The organism is Ectobacillus soli (genome assembly GCF_042610425.1).
In the GTDB taxonomy this organism is placed as follows: domain Bacteria; phylum Bacillota; class Bacilli; order Bacillales; family Bacillaceae_G; genus Ectobacillus.
In genome coordinates this window covers 505,378-528,390 of record NZ_JBGJZM010000001.1, presented here as the reverse complement: position 1 = coordinate 528,390, position 23,013 = coordinate 505,378, and the positions used below count along the sequence as shown (strand labels likewise).

31 protein-coding genes and 1 riboswitch are annotated in these 23,013 nt (G+C 37.5%); of the genes, 8 read left to right on the top strand and 23 right to left on the bottom strand.

Translation table 11 applies throughout. The annotated features are described in order from the left end of the window. Positions 1–11: 11 nt before the first annotated feature. The 7 genes from ACAN53_RS02760 to ACAN53_RS02730 all read right to left on the bottom strand — a co-directional run bounded on the left by ACAN53_RS02760 (position 12) and on the right by ACAN53_RS02730 (position 4,859). Complete coding sequence (locus ACAN53_RS02760) at positions 12–425, bottom strand: stage V sporulation protein AB (RefSeq protein ID WP_379970234.1); 414 nt, start codon at positions 423–425, stop codon at positions 12–14. Beyond that, positions 418–1,038 carry a stage V sporulation protein AA gene (locus ACAN53_RS02755; protein WP_379966679.1) on the bottom strand — a complete coding sequence of 207 codons (621 nt, stop codon included), beginning with the start codon at positions 1,036–1,038 and terminating at the stop codon, positions 418–420. Before ACAN53_RS02755 ends, ACAN53_RS02760 begins: the two co-directional genes overlap by 8 nt. A 173-nt stretch (positions 1,039–1,211) precedes the next feature. Further along, positions 1,212–1,970 carry an RNA polymerase sporulation sigma factor SigF gene (gene sigF / locus ACAN53_RS02750; protein ID WP_379966676.1) on the bottom strand — a complete coding sequence of 253 codons (759 nt, stop codon included), beginning with the start codon at positions 1,968–1,970 and terminating at the stop codon, positions 1,212–1,214. Positions 1,971–1,982: 12 nt separating this feature from the next. Beyond that, positions 1,983–2,423 carry an anti-sigma F factor gene (gene spoIIAB / locus ACAN53_RS02745; RefSeq protein WP_379966673.1) on the bottom strand — a complete coding sequence of 147 codons (441 nt, stop codon included), beginning with the start codon at positions 2,421–2,423 and terminating at the stop codon, positions 1,983–1,985. After that, positions 2,424–2,774, bottom strand: coding sequence for an anti-sigma F factor antagonist (gene spoIIAA / locus ACAN53_RS02740; protein ID WP_379966670.1), 351 nt, complete (start codon positions 2,772–2,774; stop codon positions 2,424–2,426). Positions 2,775–3,058: 284 nt separating this feature from the next. Then, on the bottom strand, positions 3,059–4,243 hold the full coding sequence (locus ACAN53_RS02735) for a D-alanyl-D-alanine carboxypeptidase family protein (protein ID WP_379966667.1): 1,185 nt from the start codon (positions 4,241–4,243) through the stop codon (positions 3,059–3,061). A gap of 196 nt (positions 4,244–4,439) precedes the next feature. Beyond that, complete coding sequence (locus ACAN53_RS02730; protein WP_379966664.1) at positions 4,440–4,859, bottom strand: MarR family winged helix-turn-helix transcriptional regulator; 420 nt, start codon at positions 4,857–4,859, stop codon at positions 4,440–4,442. Between the two features lie 172 nt (positions 4,860–5,031). Between ACAN53_RS02730 and ACAN53_RS02725 the strand changes: the two genes are divergently transcribed. Next, the gene (locus tag ACAN53_RS02725) at positions 5,032–5,682 is read left to right on the top strand and encodes an SIMPL domain-containing protein (RefSeq protein WP_379966661.1); all 651 of its coding nucleotides are present in this window, start codon (positions 5,032–5,034) and stop codon (positions 5,680–5,682) included. 59 nt (positions 5,683–5,741) lie between these two features. Here the strand turns inward: ACAN53_RS02725 and corA are convergent, their stop codons facing one another. The 9 genes from corA to spoIIM form a co-directional block, all read right to left on the bottom strand. After that, positions 5,742–6,689, bottom strand: coding sequence for a magnesium/cobalt transporter CorA (gene corA / locus ACAN53_RS02720; RefSeq protein ID WP_379970233.1), 948 nt, complete (start codon positions 6,687–6,689; stop codon positions 5,742–5,744). Positions 6,690–6,837: 148 nt separating this feature from the next. After that, positions 6,838–8,142: a pyrimidine-nucleoside phosphorylase gene (locus tag ACAN53_RS02715; RefSeq protein ID WP_379966658.1), complete on the bottom strand. Its 1,305-nt coding sequence runs from the start codon at positions 8,140–8,142 to the stop codon at positions 6,838–6,840. 13 nt (positions 8,143–8,155) lie between these two features. Then, entirely contained in the window at positions 8,156–8,971 is an 816-nt protein-coding gene (locus ACAN53_RS02710; protein WP_379966655.1) for a purine-nucleoside phosphorylase, read from the bottom strand. Between the two features lie 15 nt (positions 8,972–8,986). Continuing rightward, positions 8,987–10,165 (bottom strand): phosphopentomutase, encoded by a 1,179-nt coding sequence (gene deoB / locus ACAN53_RS02705; protein WP_379966652.1) that lies wholly within the window; start codon positions 10,163–10,165, stop codon positions 8,987–8,989. A gap of 271 nt (positions 10,166–10,436) precedes the next feature. Next, positions 10,437–11,159 carry a FixH family protein gene (locus tag ACAN53_RS02700; protein ID WP_379966649.1) on the bottom strand — a complete coding sequence of 241 codons (723 nt, stop codon included), beginning with the start codon at positions 11,157–11,159 and terminating at the stop codon, positions 10,437–10,439. A gap of 149 nt (positions 11,160–11,308) precedes the next feature. Continuing rightward, entirely contained in the window at positions 11,309–12,196 is an 888-nt protein-coding gene (xerD, locus tag ACAN53_RS02695; RefSeq protein WP_379966646.1) for a site-specific tyrosine recombinase XerD, read from the bottom strand. 6 nt (positions 12,197–12,202) lie between these two features. Then, a complete protein-coding gene (locus ACAN53_RS02690; RefSeq protein WP_379966643.1) occupies positions 12,203–12,430 on the bottom strand; it encodes a YqzK family protein in 228 nt (75 codons plus the stop codon). Between the two features lie 98 nt (positions 12,431–12,528). Continuing rightward, positions 12,529–12,981: a ferric iron uptake transcriptional regulator gene (gene fur, locus ACAN53_RS02685; RefSeq protein ID WP_379966640.1), complete on the bottom strand. Its 453-nt coding sequence runs from the start codon at positions 12,979–12,981 to the stop codon at positions 12,529–12,531. Between the two features lie 112 nt (positions 12,982–13,093). Then, positions 13,094–13,732, bottom strand: coding sequence for a stage II sporulation protein M (gene spoIIM / locus ACAN53_RS02680; RefSeq protein ID WP_379966637.1), 639 nt, complete (start codon positions 13,730–13,732; stop codon positions 13,094–13,096). 122 nt (positions 13,733–13,854) lie between these two features. On the opposite strand from spoIIM, the gene ACAN53_RS02675 reads away from it, so the two are divergent. Continuing rightward, the gene (locus tag ACAN53_RS02675; RefSeq protein WP_379966634.1) at positions 13,855–14,418 is read left to right on the top strand and encodes a GNAT family N-acetyltransferase; all 564 of its coding nucleotides are present in this window, start codon (positions 13,855–13,857) and stop codon (positions 14,416–14,418) included. Between the two features lie 17 nt (positions 14,419–14,435). Here ACAN53_RS02675 and ACAN53_RS02670 read toward each other — a convergent pair whose 3' ends face one another. Continuing rightward, positions 14,436–14,984, bottom strand: a complete 549-nt coding sequence (locus ACAN53_RS02670; protein WP_379966631.1) for an NUDIX hydrolase — start codon at positions 14,982–14,984, stop codon at positions 14,436–14,438. A 127-nt stretch (positions 14,985–15,111) separates the two neighbouring features. Here ACAN53_RS02670 and ACAN53_RS02665 point away from each other — a divergent pair, with 127 nt between their 5' ends. Next, positions 15,112–16,026: an aldo/keto reductase gene (locus tag ACAN53_RS02665; protein WP_379966628.1), complete on the top strand. Its 915-nt coding sequence runs from the start codon at positions 15,112–15,114 to the stop codon at positions 16,024–16,026. A 65-nt stretch (positions 16,027–16,091) separates the two neighbouring features. Here the strand turns inward: ACAN53_RS02665 and ACAN53_RS02660 are convergent, their stop codons facing one another. Continuing rightward, positions 16,092–16,331: a DUF3886 domain-containing protein gene (locus ACAN53_RS02660; RefSeq protein ID WP_379966625.1), complete on the bottom strand. Its 240-nt coding sequence runs from the start codon at positions 16,329–16,331 to the stop codon at positions 16,092–16,094. Between the two features lie 178 nt (positions 16,332–16,509). Here ACAN53_RS02660 and ACAN53_RS02655 point away from each other — a divergent pair, with 178 nt between their 5' ends. Then, positions 16,510–16,740, top strand: a complete 231-nt coding sequence (locus ACAN53_RS02655; RefSeq protein ID WP_379966622.1) for a hypothetical protein — start codon at positions 16,510–16,512, stop codon at positions 16,738–16,740. A 77-nt stretch (positions 16,741–16,817) separates the two neighbouring features. Here the strand turns inward: ACAN53_RS02655 and ACAN53_RS02650 are convergent, their stop codons facing one another. Further along, positions 16,818–17,741: a LacI family DNA-binding transcriptional regulator gene (locus tag ACAN53_RS02650; RefSeq protein ID WP_379966619.1), complete on the bottom strand. Its 924-nt coding sequence runs from the start codon at positions 17,739–17,741 to the stop codon at positions 16,818–16,820. Positions 17,742–17,904: 163 nt separating this feature from the next. Between ACAN53_RS02650 and ACAN53_RS02645 the strand changes: the two genes are divergently transcribed. Then, the gene (locus ACAN53_RS02645) at positions 17,905–18,813 is read left to right on the top strand and encodes an alpha/beta hydrolase (RefSeq protein ID WP_379966616.1); all 909 of its coding nucleotides are present in this window, start codon (positions 17,905–17,907) and stop codon (positions 18,811–18,813) included. A gap of 83 nt (positions 18,814–18,896) precedes the next feature. On the opposite strand, the gene ACAN53_RS02640 is transcribed toward ACAN53_RS02645, so the two are convergent. Beyond that, the gene (locus ACAN53_RS02640) at positions 18,897–19,229 is read right to left on the bottom strand and encodes a hypothetical protein (protein WP_379966613.1); all 333 of its coding nucleotides are present in this window, start codon (positions 19,227–19,229) and stop codon (positions 18,897–18,899) included. A gap of 75 nt (positions 19,230–19,304) precedes the next feature. Next, a complete protein-coding gene (locus ACAN53_RS02635; protein ID WP_379966610.1) occupies positions 19,305–19,547 on the bottom strand; it encodes a DUF2552 family protein in 243 nt (80 codons plus the stop codon). A 184-nt stretch (positions 19,548–19,731) separates the two neighbouring features. Here ACAN53_RS02635 and ACAN53_RS02630 point away from each other — a divergent pair, with 184 nt between their 5' ends. Then, positions 19,732–19,956 carry a CDGSH iron-sulfur domain-containing protein gene (locus ACAN53_RS02630; protein WP_379966607.1) on the top strand — a complete coding sequence of 75 codons (225 nt, stop codon included), beginning with the start codon at positions 19,732–19,734 and terminating at the stop codon, positions 19,954–19,956. A gap of 93 nt (positions 19,957–20,049) precedes the next feature. Here ACAN53_RS02630 and crcB read toward each other — a convergent pair whose 3' ends face one another. Further along, on the bottom strand, positions 20,050–20,406 hold the full coding sequence (gene crcB, locus ACAN53_RS02625) for a fluoride efflux transporter CrcB (protein ID WP_379966604.1): 357 nt from the start codon (positions 20,404–20,406) through the stop codon (positions 20,050–20,052). Next, a complete protein-coding gene (locus ACAN53_RS02620) occupies positions 20,403–20,798 on the bottom strand; it encodes a fluoride efflux transporter FluC (protein WP_379966601.1) in 396 nt (131 codons plus the stop codon). Before ACAN53_RS02620 ends, crcB begins: the two co-directional genes overlap by 4 nt. Positions 20,799–20,960: 162 nt before the next feature. Then, positions 20,961–21,105: riboswitch (FMN riboswitch) on the top strand. 174 nt (positions 21,106–21,279) lie between these two features. On the opposite strand from ACAN53_RS02620, the gene ribD reads away from it, so the two are divergent. Further along, positions 21,280–22,392: a bifunctional diaminohydroxyphosphoribosylaminopyrimidine deaminase/5-amino-6-(5-phosphoribosylamino)uracil reductase RibD gene (ribD, locus tag ACAN53_RS02615; RefSeq protein WP_379966598.1), complete on the top strand. Its 1,113-nt coding sequence runs from the start codon at positions 21,280–21,282 to the stop codon at positions 22,390–22,392. Beyond that, positions 22,373–23,011: a riboflavin synthase gene (gene ribE / locus ACAN53_RS02610; RefSeq protein ID WP_379966595.1), complete on the top strand. Its 639-nt coding sequence runs from the start codon at positions 22,373–22,375 to the stop codon at positions 23,009–23,011. Before ribD ends, ribE begins: the two co-directional genes overlap by 20 nt. Positions 23,012–23,013: the final 2 nt, after the last annotated feature.

Below are 23,013 nucleotides of genomic sequence, written 5' to 3'. Positions count from 1 at the left end.
AATCACTTCTCCTATTTCACAAAATAGATCCAATGAAATAAAGATCCAACTACTTTACCCAGCACAAGTGCCATAAGCAATGCAACAATTCTATCGACCATTCCAACCCGTTTAGCTAAAATAGGTAATACATTCAAAACCTCAGTTAAAGCAGCTGCCAGCATACCAACAAACACACCACAAAGCAGACCAATAATTATTAACCAATAAGAAGAAAGATAAAAAGTAGTATCTCGTAGGCTACACCATGCACCCACTAATGCCCCTAGTACAACGGCCCATTCATAGATTGGAATGAGCCTTACACTCTTCGTTAATTGAGTGAGTCTAGGAATCAAACCTAAAACAGATAAAAACGCCACAAATCCTGCACCTACCGCAATTCCACCCGCAAGCCCAGTAAATACTACTGCAAAGTCAAGAATTTTCAATTTTTTTCATACTTTCTTTGTTCTGATTCATCATGACATATTGATCGAGGGATTGTTGATATTGAAACATTTCCACCTCAAGAGGGCTTGGTTCCTCATTAATTCGTTTTTTAAACAAGTGATTAAAAAACAAAATCATTCCTAATCCAAGACCAATCGAATATGGAATTTGCAAGATAAGAGGTTTTTTATTTACCTCACCTGTTATCATGTAATACAATCGTGAATGAACTTGCTGCATACTCACATCTTCGTGAAAATAAATAATGGCAAGACCAGCTCCTACAAAGAGAAGGAGCCATACAGCTACAAAGAAAATCGGATTGCTAGCTTTTCTGTCATACAAGATTTCAACAATTGTTTGGGAAGGACCGATTAGGTTTACATCATACTGTTTGGAGTGCGAGTGAATAGCAGCCAAAATAATCATGGCATCAATAACAACATGGGTTTTATCTGCCTTTGTAATTTCATATACAGGTAAATTCTGCAAAGTCGATCGTGCATGTTCCGGAGCAGAAATTTGTGCAACATCCTTTAACTTTAATCGATAATTTGGAGAGACTTGCAATCGTTGTCGCATTTTTATATAAATGGTTTCATCCAAGACTATCCCTCCTATTACAACAGTTCTTTTACTTGTAGTATGGATAAGCATCTTATTTCCATACCTATATTTTTAAATTCCCTTTTCTACAGGAAATGTGATTTGAAATGCACAGTAAGTAAATTACCACGCAGAGTATATACCTCCTATTATCAATTAAAAAACCGAATAGGCTATTCACCTATTCGGTCCTTCATTTCCAGTAAAATTTTCTTTTCTAGACGAGACACTTGTACTTGTGAAATCCCCAGTCTCTCTGCTACCTCAGATTGTGTTTGATCTTTATAATATCGAAGATAAACAATGAGTCTCTCTCGTTCTTCAAGACCTTGAATCGCTTCTTTTAAAGCCAATTTATCGAACCATTTCGATTCAGACTGGTCTGCAATTTGATCCAAAATAGTGATGGGATCTCCATCATTCTCATACACGGTTTCATGAATGGATGACGGGGAGCGGCTCGCTTCCTCTGCCATGACTATTTCTTCTACCGTAAGCTGCAAAGCATCCGCAACCTCAGATACAGTAGGAATACGCCCAAGCTTCTTTGATAACTCATCCTTCATCTTGCGTACTTTATTCCCTGTTTCTTTTAGTGAACGACTAACCTTCACGGTTCCATCATCGCGCAAAAACCGTTGAATTTCACCAATAATCATGGGTACAGCATAGGTAGAGAACTTAACATCGTAGGATAAATCAAATTTATCTACCGATTTTAACAATCCAATACAACCGATTTGAAACAAATCCTCTGGCTCGTATCCCCGATTAAGAAACCGCTGTACCACTGACCATACAAGACGCATATTGCATTGTACAATCGTATCACGCGCTGTCTGATCCCCCGCTTGGCTCTTCTGAATCAATTCCTTCAGCTCATGGTCTTTCAACTGTACTTTCCCATTTTCTTTTCTCACCTCTATGTCCATAGGTCCGTCTCCTTAATTGCATAGAGCGTTACTGTTCGACAAATACTTAGTAAGATGAATAGTTGTTCCGAAAGATTCATTTGTTATGACTTCTACCTCGTCCATAAAGTTTTCCATAATTGTAAATCCCATACCGGAACGCTCTAATTCAGGTTTTGTGGTGAATAATGGTTGCCTTGCTTCTTCTAAGTTTTTTATACCTAATCCTTTATCACGAATCGTTATTCGAACGGTTCCTTCTTCTAGCGTCACCATAATGTATACGATACCTTCGTGATTTCCTTCATAGCCATGTATAATGGCATTTGTTACAGCTTCTGATACGACCGTTTTTATTTCAGTTAATTCCTCTAAAGTAGGATCAAGCTGTGCAATAAAGGCTGCTACTGTAACACGCGCAAACGACTCATTTTGACTGAGGGCTGAAAATTGAAGTTGCATTTCATTTTTCATTTAGGCCACCCCCAATGTAGCAAGTGCATTCTTCTCACTTGTTTCCAAACGAATGATTTTAAATAAACCAGACATTTCGAATAGACGTTTTACAACTGGTGAGATTGCACATACGACCATTTCTCCTCCTAAGCTTTTTACGTGCTTATATCTGCCAAGTATGACTCCAAGCCCGGAACTGTCCATGAATGTTAAATGTTCTAAATTCAAAATGATATGATGTGCTTGATTGATTTCTAAAGTATCCATCACACGACTACGTAATTCTTCGGCAGTATGATGGTCAAGCTCCCCACTTAAACGGATACACAAAACATCACGTTTTACTTCCATGTTGATTATTAAACTCACGTTTATTTCCTCCTTTTCAAGCGCACTAGCGCAAAAAAGCATAAGGAGTCTTTCGCCGACTTACAGCATGAATCCTTCTAGGCGACAAAAGAAGTGGTAATTCGAAGAAATAGTTGTATTTGTCGAGATTTCTTCCTAAATAAAATGAGAATAAGATGACGCAAATAGGAATTTAATTGCCTCTTGCGTCATCCTAGAAAATATATATTTTAAAAAGTTAAAAACTAGTCAGGATCATGCTCCGCAAACTTACGAAGTGCAGAGCGAAGGCCCGTCCATTTTCCTTATTCTGTCTTTGAAAACATACTGAAATTCCGTTTCACCAACTCCCAAAGGCTAGCCTGCTTCACATCCTCACTTGCAATCAGTGGTTCTTTCGTTACAACTGTATCTCCTTTTTTTACAAGAAGGGTTCCCAATGTATCTCCCTTTTTAATAGGAGCTTTCACAGTCGGTTCCACTACAATTTCTTGCTTCATCGAATCGGCTTGTTCTCCTCTTTTTAGAAGGAGGGATACTTGATCTTCTGTTACAAGATTAACTGTTTTCTTATCGCCTCTACTTACTTTCACCGATGTAATAACTTGATCTTTACCAAATAATTTTTTGGTAGCATATTGACTGTAAGCAAAATCAAGAAGTTTTGTAACCTGTGCATTTCGTTCTTTTGAAGTAGGGGCTCCCATAACGACTGCGATAACACGCATACCATTTCGCTCAGATGAGGCAGTTAAACAATAACGCGCCTCTGCTGTAAATCCTGTTTTTACCCCATCTACACCTGGATAAAAACGCACGAGCTTATTCGTATTAACTAACCAAAATCTTTTATCTGTATTTTCACGTAAATAATCCTCATATTTCCCCGTATACTTACGAATAAGCGGATATTTCATTAACTCTCTTGCCATGATTCCCATATCATAAGCAGTCGAATAATGATCTTTTGCGGGTAACCCGGTTGGATTTTGAAAATGAGTATTTTTCAATCCCAGAGATTTAGCTCTTTCATTCATCATTTTCACAAATCCCTCTTCGGAACCAGCTATATGTTCAGCCATTGCAACCGAAGCATCATTTCCTGAAGCGATGGCAATTCCTTTAAGCATTTGATCAACTGTCATTTCTTCTCCTGGCTCTAGAAAGATTTGGGAACCGCCCATGGAAGCAGCATATTCGCTCGTTCTGATTTTTTCATCTAGCTTCAACTTTCCTTTTGCCACTTGCTCCATAATCAATAGCATCGTCATAATTTTTGTCATACTCGCAGGTGGAAGCTTTTCATTGCTGTTTTTTTCAAAAAGGACTTGACCAGTATCCTGTTCGAGCAGCACAGCTGATGAAGCTTGCTCCACCAACTTTGGTTGCTCCTCTTTTTGATTTTGTTTTGTTTCCGACTGCGCTAATCCGACCGAAGTGGCGGAGCTAAATACGGTGAAGCTAAGTAAAATTGCGAATAATCGTTTCATTTTTATGCACCCTCCATTCCATATCACACCTATTTTTTCCATTTTAAAAAGGTTTATTCATTTTTCTTGCAAAAGAAGAAGGAAAAGAGTACAAAAAAAGACCGAAATAGAAAAACTGATTACTCAGCATTCTACTTCGGTCCATAATGATCCCGCAGGGGAACTGGTTTCCCCACTACAATAAGACTATAATCTTTTATAAAATACGGTGCAAAAGTTCTACAACGAGCTTTATTTCTTCATCATTCCATGGTGTAAACTTTTCCTTATAGTATTGCTTACGCAAAACTTCGAGTTTATTTGCAACTATTCTTCCTTGTTCTGTGATTTCTAAATTGACAATTCTACGATCAAGATCTGAACGTGTCCGAGAAATATATTCTTTATCCACTAAGCGATCACTAACAGCCGTAACATGACTGGATGTCACATCTACTTCACTAGCAATCTGTGATGCTGTTTTAGGGCTACTGTGCATAAGCGCACGTAAAATTACAAATTCATTCCAAGGCATATACTCTGAAAACAACTCATTAATCTCTGCTTGGACCTTCCGAATCATATGCCTAAGCGATACGGATACATCTAATAGGAGGGTTTCTCTATTTTCTTTCATATTATTCGACCACTTTCTTCGTTTACAGACATTATAAATCATTCTCATTTTCTTTGTATACATTTTCTTACACAATTTCTTCTCAACTGACATGACACCCCGTCATATTCACTTCTCCCTTTCATATACATGATTATGAAGCATTCTTTGAAAAAAAGGAGTGAGGGGACTTATGCAATATACAAATCCGTATATTCCACCGTATCGGGAAACAAAAAATTCATTGCTAGAGGTTCATGGAGAAGGAGTTGTAAAGGCGACTCCAGATCGTGTCATTATAACGCTAGGCATTGTAACTGAGGATATGACCGTACAAGCTGCACAAGAAAAAAATGCAACTGCTTCGCAAGCACTGCTAGCCGCCCTAAAAGAGATGGGCATACCCGAAAGCAGCATCGCTACGTTATCTTATACTATTACACCTTTATATAGTGAGGAAGAAGGTAAAACAACGCTCCGTGGTTATCGCGTCGAACATCTATACGAAGTAACTGTCTCACATGTACAACAAGCAGGAGAAGTTTACTCTGTTGCTACAAAGGCAGGGGCAAATATTACTCGTGGTCTAACTTTTCGTGTATCACAGCCTACTACGTATATAAATCAAGCATTAACAATTGCTATAACAAATGCACTAGAAAAAGCAACAGTCATTGCAAACACCTTGCATGTCACGCTGCACCCCATTCCGATTTCCATAAAAGAGCAAGTAGGCTCTTATTCTGAAACTTATACAACAGCACGAATCATGACTGTTCCCTCCATCCAACCAGGTGAAGTAACGATTTCAGCTCGTATTCTTGCTACATTTACCTATACATAAAACGACACATAAAGCACTTGTGTCGTTTCTTTTCTTCACTATAAAGCTACGTCCTATTTCTACTTAAACCATCCTTTTTTATGAAACCATGTCATCATTGCAACAAAAATAAATAACATTAGAAAAATACAAATATAATACCCATATTTCCAATTTAATTCAGGCATATTCGAAAAATTCATTCCATATACACCTACAATAAAGGTAAGCGGCATAAATATAGTTGAAAATACTGTTAATGTTTTCATAATATTGTTCATATAATTGCTATTTAAAGAAAAATAACTATCACGAATGTCAGCCGTTAATTCTCGATTCGCTTCAATCATTTCTGAAAGCTTTAATAAATGATCATAAATATCCTTAAAATAAATCGATTGATCACTCATACCATAAAAGCGTTCCGAGTTAAGAATACGATATAACAAATCTCGCATAGGGACAATTGTACGTCTTAATCTCGAGAGCTCGGACCGGATTTCAAATACTTCCTCTAGCGAATGACTATCGTTAAATGTTAAATGGTCATCAATTTCGTTTAAACGATCTTCTAGAAAATACAACGGAGGAAAGCAGTCATCTACAAGCCGATCAATAATCATGTGCGTTACATGTAACGGACTACTTTTTACTCTTTCTTTTTGTGCAAATGTATTCCATGTATCATTTAATCCTGGTTCTTCTTTCCAATGAAACGAGACGCAAAATGATTCACCAACAAATACATCTACTTCTTTTGGTGTTAATTCTTCTTTTAATATAGAATGCAACACAAGAAAATGGTAGCCATTATAGAAATCTATCTTTGGACGCTGGACATTTTCTAAGCAGTCCTCAATTGCCAAAGGATGAAAATGAAAATGATCCTTCAAAACTGACATATACTCTTCTTCTGATGGATTATACAAATCAACCCAGCACCATACTATATCATCACGAAAACGATCTTCTAATGACATATCGTAACGCACTTCATTCTGTGTTGTAATCCCGCATACACGGATCAATCCGTTCACCCCATTTTTTCACCAAACATGTTTTCTATCAATTGTCTAATGCAAGTATAATAATCATTCCGATATTGAACAATCCTTTTTTAGAATTACGTACCGTCCGATTTCAAATATGAGGCTCTATGTATTTCAAAAGTGGTTCTTATTCCGTAATCACATCATAAATAAGCGTTTGCGGTTGAATGGCTATTTTCGAAAGCTTTATACTAGCATATATTTTTTCAACTACTTCGTTCGTATTTTCATTATTAGCAAATAGCGTTACGAGCGAATCTCCTTTTTTTACAAAATCTCCAACCTTTTTACGAAGCACAAGCCCAACAGCTAAATCGATTCTGGATTCCTTCGTCGCACGTCCTGCACCTAAAAGCATCGCTGCTGTCCCTATTTCATCAGCAATTATTTCAGACACATACCCCTCTTCCTTTGCCGGAACCTCTACAATATATGTTGCCTGGGGAAGCTTAGAAGGGTTATCAACCACAGAGGCATCTCCGCCCTGTGCCGATAAAAAACGTTTAAATGTTGCTAGCGCTTTTCCATTATGGATGACTTCTACTAGCATAGCGCGTGCCTGTTCTAACGAGTCTGCTTTTCGTGCTAAAAGAACCATTTGACTACCCAATGTTAAACAAAGTTCTTCTAAATCCTTTGGTCCTTTCCCTTGTAACGTTTCAATTGCTTCCTTCACTTCTAGTGCATTTCCTATGGCAAATCCAAGTGGCTGACTCATATTCGAAATCACTGCCATTGTCTTACGACCAACACTATTTCCGATTTGTACCATAGCATGGGCAAGTGCTCTAGCATCTTCTTCTGTTTTCATAAATGCACCTGCACCCGTTTTTACATCAAGGACAATCGCATCAGCACCTGCTGCTATTTTTTTACTCATAATGGAGCTTGCAATTAGAGGAATTGAGTTAACGGTTGCAGTAACATCTCGCAACGCATACAACTTTTTATCTGCAGGTGTTAAATTTCCACTCTGTCCAATTATGGCTATTTTATTTGTATTGACGAGTCGAATAAATTCCTCATTCGCAATTTCAACGTGAAAACCACGAATAGATTCGAGTTTATCAATCGTACCGCCGGTATGACCTAACCCGCGGCCCGACATTTTCGCAACAGGTACACCAATAGCTGCAACAAGAGGCCCTAGGACAAGAGTCGTGGTATCGCCTACACCGCCCGTTGAATGCTTATCTACTTTTATACCTTCTACTTTCGATAAATCTATGTAATCTCCGCTATTTACCATTGCCATCGTTAAATCTGCTCGTTCTCGGTCGTTCATATCTTGAAAGTAAATAGCCATCGCAAATGCACTCATTTGATAGTCAGGAATGTCACCCTTTGTATAGCCTTCAATAATAAAATTAATTTCCTCTGCAGATAATTCATGTCCATCTCGCTTTTTTGCAATTAAATCGACCATTCTCATCCATTCATCACTCCTAAAGTGTTCTCACAATTTCTTTCACAAGAGATAGAAAATTTGCTTTTACACGTTCCGTCGTTGCAATTACTTCATCGTGATGGAGTGGTTGATTTAAAATCCCTGCAGCCATATTCGTAATACAAGAAATGCCGAGTACTTTCATCCCGCTATGTCTAGCAACAATCACTTCAGGTACAGTGGACATTCCTACGGCGTCTGCCCCTAACGTACGGAACATATGAATTTCAGCTGGCGTTTCATAAGATGGCCCAGTTACTGCTACATAAACTCCTTCTTGTATTGATATTTGCAAGCGACGCGCAGCATCCTTAGCAATATTTCTTAGGTCATTTGCATACGGTTGTGACATATCAGGAAAACGAACACCCATGTACGAATCATTTGGACCTATTAGCGGGTTCGTACCCATAAAATTAATATGATCACGAATGATCATTAAATCTCCTGGTGAAAAGGAAGTATTAACTCCTCCCGCTGCATTTGTCACGAGTAATAGTTCCACACCTATCGCTTTCATTACGCGAACAGGCAAGGTTACAAGTTCCATATCATAGCCCTCATAGTAATGAAAACGGCCTTGCATAGCAACAACATGAACACCCTTTAAGGAACCGAATACAAGCTGTCCTGCATGGCCTGCTACTGTTGTATTCGGAAACCCAGGAATATTCTTATAGCTAACCTTAACAGGATTTTCGATTTCATCAGCTAACACACCAAGTCCAGAACCAAGAATCAACCCTATCTTCGGAATAGATGGAAACTTCTCTTGTAAATATTCAGCTGCTTTATCAATCGATTCGTAATTCATGGTATTCATCTCCTGTTATTGTATTTGTTTTAAAAAGCTTTTCCCGTACTCCGGCATAGTTACATGAAAGTTTTCTGCAACCGTAGCCCCAATATCCGAAAATGTTTCTCGAAGCGGTAGTTCCTTACCTTCTTTCATAGAGGGACTATACACAAGTAAAGGAACGTATTCCCGTGTATGGTCGGTTCCTGCATGAACCGGATCATTGCCGTGATCTGCGGTAATAATGAGTAAATCGTCATCCTTAAGTGTGTCTAGCACCTCAGAAAGACGTTCATCGTACTCCTGCAGCGCTTCTCCGTACCCTTGTGGATTTCGTCTATGACCGTAAAGGGCATCAAAATCTACTAAATTTAAAAAGCTAAGACCTTTGAAATCCATATGCAGGGTTTCCATTAACTTATCCATACCATCCATATTCGATTTCGTTCGAAGAGACTTTGTAACACCCTCTCCGTCATAAATATCTGAAATTTTTCCAATTGAAATTACATCGTATCCGCCATCTTGTAATTCGTTCATCACGGTACGACCAAATGGCTTTAATGCATAGTCATGACGGTTTGCAGTTCGTATAAAGTTTCCAGGTGTTCCAATGAACGGACGTGCAATCACGCGTCCAACCATATACTTTTCATCCAATGTTAACTCACGTGCAATCTTACAAATGGAATACAGTTCATCGATTGGTACGATATCTTCATGCGCAGCGATTTGCAATACACTATCTGCTGATGTATAAACGATAAGAGCACCAGTTTTCATATGTTCTTCCCCAAGCTCATCAAGAATAGCAGTACCAGAGGCCGGCTTATTTGCAATAATTTTACGCCCTGTCCGTTTTTCAAGTTCATCTAGAAGTTCTTTTGGAAACCCTTTCGGAAAAACGCGGAAAGGGGTATCAATATAAAGACCCATGATTTCCCAATGCCCTGTCATCGTATCCTTGCCAACTGATTGTTCTTGCATCTTTGTAAAATAAGCCTTAGGCCGTTCGCTTTTTTCAATTCCCTTTATCTCTCGAATATTTCCAAGTCCTAATTTCGCCATGTTTGGCATATATAATCCGTTCATATGCTCTGCAATATGCCCGAGTGTATCTGCGCCTTCATCACCAAAAGATTGAGAATCTGGTGCTTCCCCAATCCCTACAGAATCCATCACAATTAAAAAAATCCGTTTATACTTATTCAATCCAATTCCTCCTAATTACTACCATGAATATAGAGTCTTTTTATGTCAGATGTCAGACTTTGATATCAGTACTATGTATTTTTCTTTAGTATATCTCATATAAATCTGGACTTCAAACAGGATTTAAGCTACATTAACCGGGATTCCTATCACCCCTTATAGCTGTTTTTCCTTATTGGAAACACTACTTGATACTTGACCAAAATGTTTATTTACCTAAAATAAACAAGCTGATTACATCCAAAGAAATGTAATCAGCTTTATTTTAGCTTTATTTTACTTCAACAAACTGTTCCATATGATCATGGAGTTGATCCTTTTCAACATGCACCTTTACATGATAACTTCCTGCTTCTTTAAATACTGGACTAGCATTATATTCCCCCTGCATTCCTTCCTTTGCCGGAACAAACTCATGCTTTTCATTTCCATCTTTCCACATTTCAAATTCGACAGTTGCTCCTGTTAATACAGAACCATTTTGTTCCACATGCGCCATCATTTTTGATGTTGCATTAGCTTGTAAAGAATCTGCCATGAGACGAATAGACAAGTCACTATGATCATGTTCATCATTACTGGTATCCTTTGTAACTGCTGCATTTCCTACTATAACCTTTACTTCAGGCATTACATGCATATCTCTAGCATTGGTATGGGCGATAATATGATAGACCCCATCCTCTGCAAAGGTGATTTCTGCTACATAGATTCCATTTTGTTTATGCTGGGCTACTGTCATCGTGTGATTTTGATCCGCGTCTTTCCATGTTTCAAATTTTACATCTTGCGCATCGTCGACCGCTTTTCCGTCCTGCGTGACAATTGCTTGCAGTTCTATTTTTTCATTCGATTTTAATGTTTCAGGGTTTGTTTTTACTTCCACCTTTACTTCTTTGGGCACGAAATCCTTTTGGGTATTGTTCTGTCCTTGCGAATTACATGCAACTAGCGCAATGAGTGAAATGCATAGTACTGCTATTACCTTTTTCATCGTTCACTCCTCCTCTAATTTAGTATAGAAGAACAAAAAAGAGTTTGTCCATATTCACAAGGTTGATAGATTGAAAACAATATAAGAAGGAAATGTGAAGTTTTTGTGAAGTAGGCAAGAACAACTATGCTTTCCCGCTATAAACATCATTATGCCCTCGGATGAAACTGTTTATATACATCTTTTAATCGTACCTTTGAAACATGCGTATAAATTTGTGTTGTCGAAATATCTGCATGGCCAAGCATTTCCTGAACTGCTCGTAAGTCAGCACCATTTTCTAATAAATGAGTCGCAAAAGAGTGCCGAAGAGTATGCGGCGTTAAATCCTTCTGGATACTTGCCTCTTTCGCAAGCTTCTTTAAAATTTTCCAACACCCTTGGCGTGACAGCCGCTCTCCATGATGATTTAAGAAGAGTGCATCTGTGGATTTTTTATTACTAGCTAACTCATTTCGTCCCCGCTCGATATAAATCGTGATTGCCTCGGTAGCCATCCCCCCAAGCGGAATGATTCGTTCTTTATTTCCCTTACCAAGACATCGTACGAATCCCATCGTCAAATGAACGTCCGATAGATTTAAGTTAATTAATTCCGAAACACGTAAACCTGTTGCATATAACAATTCAAGCATCGCCTTATTTCTAAGTCCATAGGCAGACCTATCTTTCACTTCAAGTAGCGCTTCCACCTCTTCTATGGATAGCACATTTGGTAATTTACGTTCCAGTTTTGGTGTTTCAATGTGCACAGAAGGATCACTTTCTGCCACACGCTCACGTAACAAAAATTGATGAAAGGAACGAATCGAAGCAATATGACGTGCAATTGTTTTTGCAGATTTATTTTGATCTTTTAATAGATGTAAGAAATGTATAATATGTATGCGGGTCACAACAGTAATATGGATTCTCTCGACTTTATCTATATATTGCAAATAACTTTTCAAATCACGTTCATAAGACGTGATAGTATTACCTGCTAGTCCTTTTTCAATCCGCATATAATGTATAAAATCCTTTAGATGTTCATCCAATTTTCTCTACTCCCCATTTTCATAGAAAAAAATTAATCGATTCATCCAAGTACTAGCAACCGATCCGTCTAGTGATACTTCTTCAACCGATTCTCCCTTTGGCTTTTCGAATCGATGATAATTTTGATATTCTTCATTAATCCATACTATAGCAAAATAAAAAAGAAGCGTACAACTTGTAAATAGCAGAAAAACTTTGATTATATGAACCATGAATATAAATCCATTTCGCATGTTTGCCCCTCCATATGCTTTGTTATTACAACATATGCCAGGCTTACCCTGCTTTATACGTTATCGAATAAAAAAACCTCTTCCAGAAAAGGAAAAGGTTATTTATCGCTTTGTTTTTTCCTACATGTATCACAAATCCCATAAAAAGTGAGTCGATGATCCTTCACTTTAAAATTCCATTTTTGCTCCACTTTGATTTCTACATCTCTTAATAAATCCTCTTGAATTTCCTCTACCATACCGCACGATGTACATATGAGGTGATGATGAAAACGAGAGGCCCCCTCTTTTCGTAAATCATAACGCGAAACACCGTCACCGAAATTAATTTTATCGACAATCTTTAGTTCCGTTAACAATTCTAACGTACGATAAACGGTTGCAAGTCCGATCTCGGGCGACTTTTCTTTTACAAGGAGGTAAACATCTTCCGCGCTAAGGTGGTCTTCTTCATTTTCTAGCAGTACACGTACAGTAGCTTCTCTTTGTGGTGTAAGTTTATAGCTTGCTGCATGCAATTGTTTCTTAATACGATCAATTCTTTCTTCCATTCGGTACTTTTCCCTCCCTCGCCACTCTTACACCATTATATCAAAAGTAAAGAGAGTGTCAAAAGAAAATAGTTAAGATAAAATAATTCTATATATTATATAATAATTATTTCTATTTAATAGCAGTCATGAATGTTTTCATAAGCGTCGGGGAAATATATGCCTCTATTGCAGAAGCAAGCAGGAGGACTACTCCCATAATAATAAAAAAAACTGTATATCGTATAAAAAAGGAAAGAACCGGCCCACGTATTCTCCGAACGAATTGGTGCCGAATCATTTGCAATGAGAAGCTGACAGATACGACAGTCATGACTATACAAGCAGGAATGATAATTAGATTTTGCGGAAAGACAGCTGCAAATGATAACAAAATCCCATTCCAGCCTAGCTGATTTACTAAAAATCCGACAGTAAATCCAACAACGACCCCCTTTAAAAATAAAAGGATAAAAAGAATTGGTAAACCAATCATTGAAATACCTAGCAACCAAATAAATCCAATATATTTTAGGTGGGATAGATAACTTTCTTGAAACATCTCTCCGGTACTTGCAAATTTACCTTCTGATACTTGTCCAAAAAATTTACTAAGATAGTAATACAAATCTTGTTTTTGACTCTCTTGTAAGCTATTTACGAGAATCGCACCAAAAATAACTCCCATGATTAACAATATACAGACAAATATATAAAGTGAGGAGTGCTCCTGAATATGAATAGCAGCTCGGTCCTTCCATGATTTTCGCACCGTATAAGCCCCTTTCTTTCTTCTTTGCTACATTGTATGAGAGAAATGGTAGATTATGAGTTATACAACGAATGGATTTCAGTTTTTTTGTTTGATACACTATGTATAAAGGAGGGATAGATGTGAATCCATTATTACTTGATTTTCCAACTATGTTTCAAACGAAACGACTACAAATTCGAAAACCATTTCCTGGAGACGGAACTGAATTGTATGAGGTATATCAACAATCAAAAGAAGATATTGATTTGTGGATAACGTATGGTACTACCATTCAGTCTGAGGACCAAGCCGAAGTGGAAGTGAGAGAAGCCCACGCTAAATTTTTATTGCGAAAGCAGCTTCGATTTCATTTATATGTCAAGGAGGATAGCACTTTTATTGGCAGTATCACTCTTTATCCAGTAGACTGGGACATTCGGATATTCGAAGTATCCTTCTGGCTTGCCAGTAGCGCAACTCATAAAGGCTATATGACCGAGGCACTTACTGGTGTAATTACATTTGCTTTTGAAAAACTACAATGTAATCGTCTTGAAATTCGATGTGATGCAACAAATGAAAAAGCAAAGAAGTTAGCAGAACATACAGGTTTTATACTAGAAGGTATACTACATAAAAATTGTAAAGCATTGGGTAGTGATGAACTTCGCAATACATGTATCTATGCAAAAATAAAAGAATAGGTACAATACCTATTCTTTTATTTTTTTAATTGTAGATATTGAAGGGCCATAATCGTCTTGCTATCATGTATACGTTTTTCCTTCATTAGTTCTAGCGCTTCTTCGAGTGTAACTTCCAGCAACTCTACAAATTCATCTTCATCCAAGCTCGCTTTTACTTCCTTTTTTTCCAGTTGAATTGCTTCAAACAAATATACGATTTCATCTGAAAATCCGGGAGAGGTATAAAAAGAAGTGATAAACCGCATTTCCTTACAAGTATAGCCAGTTTCTTCGTCAAGCTCCCTCATTGCACAATCAATAGGTCGTTCACCTTTTTCTAACTTACCTGCAGGAATTTCAACGAGCATCTTTTCTAACGCCTTCCGGTATTGATCGACTAATACAATCTTACCTTCATTCGTAACAGCAATAATAGCGATTGCACCAGGATGCTTAACAAGTTCTCGTTTACTCGTATTCCCATTTGGCAATTCAACATCATCTACTTGTACATGAATCACTCTACCAGAGAAGATTGGAGTAGTAGTAATCGTACGTTCTTCAAAATCATTCAATCGATTCATCTCCTTATCCGAATTCCTATGGCACACGTAATCAGTTTACCATATTCTAAAAAGGAGTTTGACTATATGCTGAACTATTTGTCTTAAAGCATAGCTTTCCTTACAATAGAATAAGGGAGGAATGAAGATGAGAAAGCGTCAAATTGGCTCGTCCGACTTATTCGTAAGTAATATTGGCCTTGGTTGTATGTCTCTCGGTACAAATGAGAAGGAAGCCATATCCATGCTTCGCTCTGCTATCGACGCAGGAATTAACTATTTAGATACTGCGGATTTATATGACTACGGTTTAAATGAAGAATTTGTAGGAAAAGCCTTGCGAGGAAGAGTAAGGGAGCAAGTAATTGTTGCTACAAAAGTTGGAAACCGCTTTACGAAGGAGAAGAACGGATGGAACTGGGATCCATCAAAAGCATACATTATGGAAGAAGTGAAGGAAAGTTTACGCCGTCTTGGAACGGATTATATCGATTTATACCAATTACATGGAGGAACGATTGAAGATCCAATTGAGGAAACTATAGAAGCCTTCGAACAGTTGCAAAAAGACGGTGTCATTCGCTACTACGGGATTTCTTCCATTCGTCCGAATGTCATTCGAGAATATTTGAAATATTCTCATATTGTAAGCGTAATGATGGAGTATAATCTGTTGAATCGTCGTCCTGAAGAACTATTTTCACTTCTTAACGAGAACCATGTAAGCATCATTGCTCGTGGTCCCGTTGCAAAAGGGTTGCTAACTGATCACAATGATCATAAATTGAAGCGTGCGATGGATAAAGGCTATTTATCCTATTCGTATGAAGAACTAGAACATACAATTGCTCTTGTTAAACAGGGCAATACACGTTCATTGGCAGAAACTGCTATACAATACTGTCTTTCAACCCCAGTAGTTGCCTCTGTTATTCCAGGTGCAAGTTCACTAGAGCAGCTCAGTGAGAATATACGCGTTGCAGAGGCGATGCCGCTAACAAAGGAAGAATACGACCATATAGCTTCCATTACAAAACAAGATCAATATACATTGCATCGATAATTCAAGTTCTAGTTCATATTGAAAGCTATTCAAAGGCATAGATTTGAATAGCTTTCTAAATTATCCTATTTATAATCTTTCCATGAAAGTTCGCTTTCGCTTAAAAGTTCTTCAAACGATTTATTTTTTTCACGTTCACGCCGTTCCTTTATTCTTCGTTCTTCCTCTTGCTTTTGACGCATTTCTTCAACGTTAGCAAGTTGCTTCTTCTTTTCTTTTAACTGTTGCAATATACTCCCATCTATTCGTTCACTAACATGCAAGGATTCATCCGTATTGTTGCTACTCTTCTTCATTTTTGCCATAAAACTCACTCCTTCCCAATTATTATAGTAAAAGAAATGTACAAATGCCAAGAGTGTTAGACTCATTCTATTATAAAAAACATACTATAGCTGCCTCTCTTTATATTTTTTTGTAAAAATAGTTCCTTTTATCTTGCTTTTCGTTACAATATAGAAAACAGTGCAGGGAGGAACGAGTATGAGTGATGACAGTACCCAATATATGTACAAGCTGCTCATTACGTTATGTAATGGCAAGGAACTCGAAGTGTACGAATCATTTTCTCACTGTAATTGGGATGAAGCGCTTAATGAGCTTCATTTTCGGATTTCCGAATACAGATTTAATCGCTTCGGGCATCGACTCATTCGTTCTAGCGAAATATCAATGCTTGAAATTACTGGTATGGGGATTAAAGGGGATAATTAATAGATATAGATAAATATAGGATGACGCTAACAAACCTGTCATCCTATTTTACTTGCAATTCAGTTAAACCCTATCTTTCAATGTTTTGTAGATTCTCGTTCTACAATATAATGATTGTTAGAATTCCCAGAAACCGGAATATGTTTTATTTGCTGGATAAGATTCTTTATCGCATCTTTTATTTGATCTAAAGAATTTGTTTCTACGGTCGTTATGGTTGGATAAATCATTTCTCCTATTTCACTTCCATCAAACCCCATTACCTGCAATCGATTAGGAATAGAAAGATGAAGGATATGTGCTGCTCGTATCACACCCATTGCTGCCAGTTCACTACTAGCTAGTATTGAGTCAACAAAAGGCGCATCTCGAAAGGCTTTTATTATAGCTTGTTCTGCTTTATTGATGGTACTTCCATCCTCAATTACACGATACGGTACTCGATTTTCTTCTACAGTATCTATAAAAGCTGCCAACCTCTCATTCATGAGTAGTGAAGGTGCTCCTTTAAGAAAAGCTGGAAACTTCACTCCTCTTGCTAGTAAATATAGCGTAGCCATTCTTGAACTTTCATACTGATTTTCTACCTCTTCTTTCAAAACTATGTATGGTACGGAAAAAGACGGCTCCATCATTCGCATATACGCCGATGCAGTAATAATGACACCAGAGACACCAAAATGGCGGATTAAATCTGCTATACGTTTATTTGATGTATTCCATATCAAAACTTCAAAGCCTTCCTTATCAGCTGTGATATGTATAGAACGTAGCGTAGTTGAAAACATAAATGATTCATAGTCATCTACAAGAAATGCCAATAGAGCCTGAGACTTCGTTTGCACAGTTGAAAGGATATTCGGCTTATATTGTAGCTGTTTAATTGCACGTTCAACTTGTTTTACCGTTTCCTCGCGCACATACCCCTTTTTATTTATAACACGTGAAACAGTTGCAATGGACACCCCTGCTAATTTAGCTACATCACGAATAGAAGCCAAAAACTCACCTCGTTTGGGAATAGATTACAATTTTACCGTAATGCATACAAGTGATATCGTCAAGATGAAAATCAATATCCACCCCACAAAAAGGATAGAAAGATAGAATATCACTTTAATCCTATGGTAAAATAATCAATAGTAAACGGGCAGGAGGATAATCATGACAGTACTATTGGGGCTTCTCCTATTTATCGTGCTTCTTTTCTTGGGGATTGGAATTACATTCTCAAATAAGGTCATGTACATAAGAAAAAAAACGGACGAAGAAATTTTAGCACGTGAAGCGGGTAGTTATTATAACGTGGACGAATTTCATGCTATGATGAAAGAAGATGTTTTAATCCCATCTCCTTTTGGATATTCTCTTAACAGTCTCTTCATTCCTAACAAAAGTAAGAAATTTATGATTTTTTGTCATGGCGTTACCGTTAATAAAATAAACTCAGTTAAATATAGCAATTTGTTTTACAAACGCGGGTTTAACATTCTTTTATATGATCATCGTAGACATGGAAAAACAGGTGGACATACCACAAGCTATGGGTATTATGAAAAGCAGGACTTAAAAGCGGTTGTAGACTACGTGAAAGACCGATTTCATCCTGAAACAATTGGTATTCACGGAGAATCCATGGGGGCTGCAACACTTTTGCAATATGCGGGTTCAGTGGAAGATGGTGCCGATTTTTACATAGCTGACTGCTCATTCTCTGACTTTTATGAACAACTTGCCTATCGATTGCGTGTAGAATATCATTTACCTAAATGGCCAATATTACCGATTGCAACCCTATTTTTAAAATGGCGTGATGGATACTCACTTAAGGATGTATCACCAATTACATCCATACAAAATATAAAGCATCCCATTCTTTTTATACATAGCAAAGAGGATGATTATATTTTACCTAGTATGAGTGTAGCTTTATTCGAAAAAAAAATAGGTGCAAAGCAACTTTTTCTTGCAGAAAAAGGGACACACGCTCTTTCTTATGGAAAAAATAAAGAAGCCTACGAAAAAACACTAGATTTATTTTTACATGATTATGTATTTCAAGAACAGGTCTAACTGCCTGTTCTTTGTTTTATAGTTTTTTGAAAACATAGACTTTTTATATAGAAAGTTCAAGTGTTTTCTCATCAGATGGAACTTCAAATAATAATGTCTCCTCCACCATGCGTTGCGTTGCGTGCCTCCTTCATCACGGTTCCATATATACGACCACTACTACCAAGAAAATTGAACTGATTTGTTACTACAGTAATACTTGTATTGCCACCATTATGTAATATGATATGAACAACAACAAATATTTTTCCGTTTTCAACATGCCAATGTTCATAATTCATCGTAATCACCTTATTGGTTACACGCAATTCCATTTGTGGATTTACATTTTGTACTACCTGCACATTTCCTTCGTGCATCGCCTTTCCACAACTGCTTGCCATCATACATATGATCGCAAGTAACACCAATCTCATTTGCTCAAACCTTTTGCATTCATCATAATTTTATGTTGTTCAAGCGTTTATGATTTATACACCGGGTAAGGGGAACTATTTAATATGTATATCAGTAATGCATGGCATATTTTGTATGATAAATTTCATTGCTTCTTCTACATTAGAGAAGGTTTCCGTTTCAAACGTTACTTCATTTTGAAGCAACCATACATCCCTATGTTCTGTCATACTTGAAACAGACCATTGAAGAAGTGTGTAAGGATGGTTCTCGTTTAAAAACGAAACCCATGTTCGTTCCATTGCAATCTCTTTCATTTTTTCATATGTTTCATTCATTCTGTAACTCACCTTTGCGTATATTTATTGGCATTGTACCATACATACTGATGAAAAAGCTTTCGTTTCTCTTTTCAGTAGCTTGCAAAACAACAATACGAACATTATCATAAGAAAAGGAAAACCATGTAACGTTTGAATAGTTGATAACGATAAGATTAATAAGGGTTGGGGGACAGAAACGATGGCAAACGTAAAAATTGTAGTGAAAGATAACGGTGCATTTCGTGTAACAGGAGATGTGGAGCTGGTAGATTTTGAAGGGCACCCATTTGAAGCAAAAGAAGCCTTTTCTTTATGTCGATGCGGATTATCAGCAAAAATGCCATATTGCGATGGCAGCCATAAAGGAAAATTCCAATCTGTGGTAAGAGCTCCTAAAGCAGAAAATAAAGACTTAGAAAAATAATCTTCCATTTTAGTGAAGACTAAAAGCATATCGTGACGAAACAGAGAAAGTACATACCTCTATTTCGTCACTTTTTCATTATACACAGTTTAACTATTGTAATTTCATTCCGAGTATAAAACCTGAATACGCCAAGCTAATTCCTAGTACATAGGTGATGAATAAATAACTGATGGCAACTTTCTTTTTATCTTCCAAGAGACGAATACTTTCTAACTTAAAAGTGGAAAATGTCGTAAAAGCCCCCATAAATCCTGTTCCTACTAGAAGATAGACATCTTTTTGTACATTCATCCCTAGCAGTAATCCAAGCAACCATGCACCAAGTAAATTTACAAATAATGTAGCAAGCGGAAAATCCCCTTTGTAATAGCGCTTTTGTAGATTTCCAAGTGCAAACCGAGCAATAGCTCCACAAAAACCTCCGATTGCGACTAGAATGACATTCATTGCTGTTCCTCCTGTCCATAACTCTTCCATAGCTTATTTCCAAGTTGTAATCCTACCCACGCCATCATAAGGCCACCTATTGAACTTACACCTATATACAAAAAAGCCCAATTATAGTTATGCTGATGGAGAAATTGAACTGTTTCCACACTGAATGCAGAAAATGTTGTAAACGATCCGATTAATCCCGTTCCAATAGCTGGTGCAAAATAAACTTGCTTTCCTTTCATTTTAAAAATAGAAGCTGTGAAAAGCGCCAAAAAAAAGCAACCTATCATATTCACGAACCACGTTGAAAATAATGATAGGGAAAAATTGGCCATTATCAATCCCACGCTATATCGTAGTAAGGCACCTACTATACCTGCAACGCCTACTAGTATGTATGTCATTTGTGATCCTTCTTTCCATTATTAATAGTATTGCTGCTACATTATAACAAAAACATTCGTTCACCTTTCCATTATAATATGACCTAACTTTAACAAATTTTTCACATTATCAGTATAGTATTGCTTTCCATTCCTCGTTTTTGTGCTATAATGACAACAAATAATATCCTTCGGGGTCGGGTGAAAGTCCCAACCGGCGGTGATGAAGCATACGCTTCTTAGTCCGTGACCCGATTTGTATTTACAAATCGGTGGACCTGGTGAAACTCTAGGACCGACAGTAAAGTCTGGATGGGAGAAGGATTACGTTTTCATACTAGGATTCTATAGATTTGCACACGTATACCATTCTATTTTTTGTATTTTCTGAAAAAATAGTATTGTTTCGTAAATATCCTATCCTTTTGAAAACTAAACTCTCTCAAACCCTAGAGGATCATTCCTTTGGGGTTTTTTATTTTAGTTGGGGAGAGGTGAAATAATGACAGATGAAGAATACATGAAACTTGCCTTGCAGCTTGCTGCTAGTACGAAAGGACAAACAAGTCCGAATCCAATGGTTGGTGCCATCGTTGTACAAAACGGTGCGATAGTGGGAATGGGGGCTCATCTTGCTGCAGGTGAGGCACATGCAGAAGTTCATGCCATACATATGGCTGGTGAAAAAGCCATTGGTTCTACAGTTTATGTAACACTAGAGCCTTGCAGTCACTTTGGCAAAACCCCCCCATGTTGTGACCTACTTATCAAAAACAAGGTAAAACGGGTAATAATTGCTACACTCGATAATAATCCCCTTGTATCCGGTCAAGGAATGCGGCGTTTACAAGAAGCAGGAATCCAAGTCGATGTAGGTGTTTTAGAAGAAGAAGCAAAACAATTAAACAAAGTATTTTTTCATTATATGCATACGAAAAAACCATTTATAACTGTAAAAGCAGCTACAAGCCTAGATGGAAAAATAGCTACTTCTACTGGTGAAAGCAAATGGATTACTGGAAAACTAGCACGAGAAGATGTTCATCGATATCGTAACTCGCATGATGCAATCCTGGTAGGAGTAAATACAGTGATTACGGACAATCCTAGTCTTACAACACGTCTTCATGGTGGAGGAAAAAATCCAATACGGATCGTACTCGATACCTATTTAAGAACTCCCTTATCTTCGACCATAGTAAAAGACGGTGAGGCACCAACATGGATTGTTACCGGATCCCATATATCAAAAGAACGGATGGAACCTTTTGAAAAATACGGTGTTACAATTATCCAAATGAACTCATCTTTGATACAAATAGAGGAGTTACTTTCCATATTAGGTGAACGAAACATCTTATCTCTTCTTGTTGAAGGTGGTCAAAACGTTCACGCAAGCTTTCTAGAAGGTGGCTACTGGGATCAGCTCATTCTCTATATGAGTCCACGTTTAATTGGTGGTGTAAACGCTCCTTCCTTTTTTGGAGGGGAAGGCTTTTCATCTCTAGAAGATACTCCACACCTTTCTATCCAACAAATAGAAATGGTGGGCGAAGATCTAAAAATGATTGCACAAAAGGGAAAGGAGCGATCCCATGTTTACCGGAATCATTGAAGAAGTAGGAACAATTGCAAGCGTGCAGCGTTCTGGTATGTCCAATCAAATGAATATTTCTGCCAAAACAATACTAGAGGATATACACATTGGTGATAGCATTGCTGTAAACGGTGTATGCTTAACTGTTGTCTCGTTCACTTCTTCCTCTTTCGCAGTTGATGTGATGCCAGAAACAATTAAAGCTACCTCTTTACAATCGGCTAAAAATGGGTCATCTGTCAATTTAGAACGAGCCATGGCATCGAATGGACGATTTGGTGGTCATTTTGTATCCGGGCATATCGATGGTACTGGAACGATAGTAGGGAAACGTCGCGAAGCAAATGCTGTGTACTACACGATTGAGACGACGCCTCAGCTATTACGATACTGCATTCAAAAGGGATCTGTTGCAATTGATGGTACGAGTCTTACTATATTTGGACTAAATGACACATCGCTAATGATTTCCCTTATTCCACATACGCTCAACTATTCAGTAGTCGGACAAAAAGGTATAGGAGAAATTGTAAATATCGAATGTGATTTAGTAGGAAAATATATCGAACGCTTTATGACAACAACCAAGAAAAGCTCCATCACGGAAGGATTTTTGCGAGATAACGGATATATGTAAGG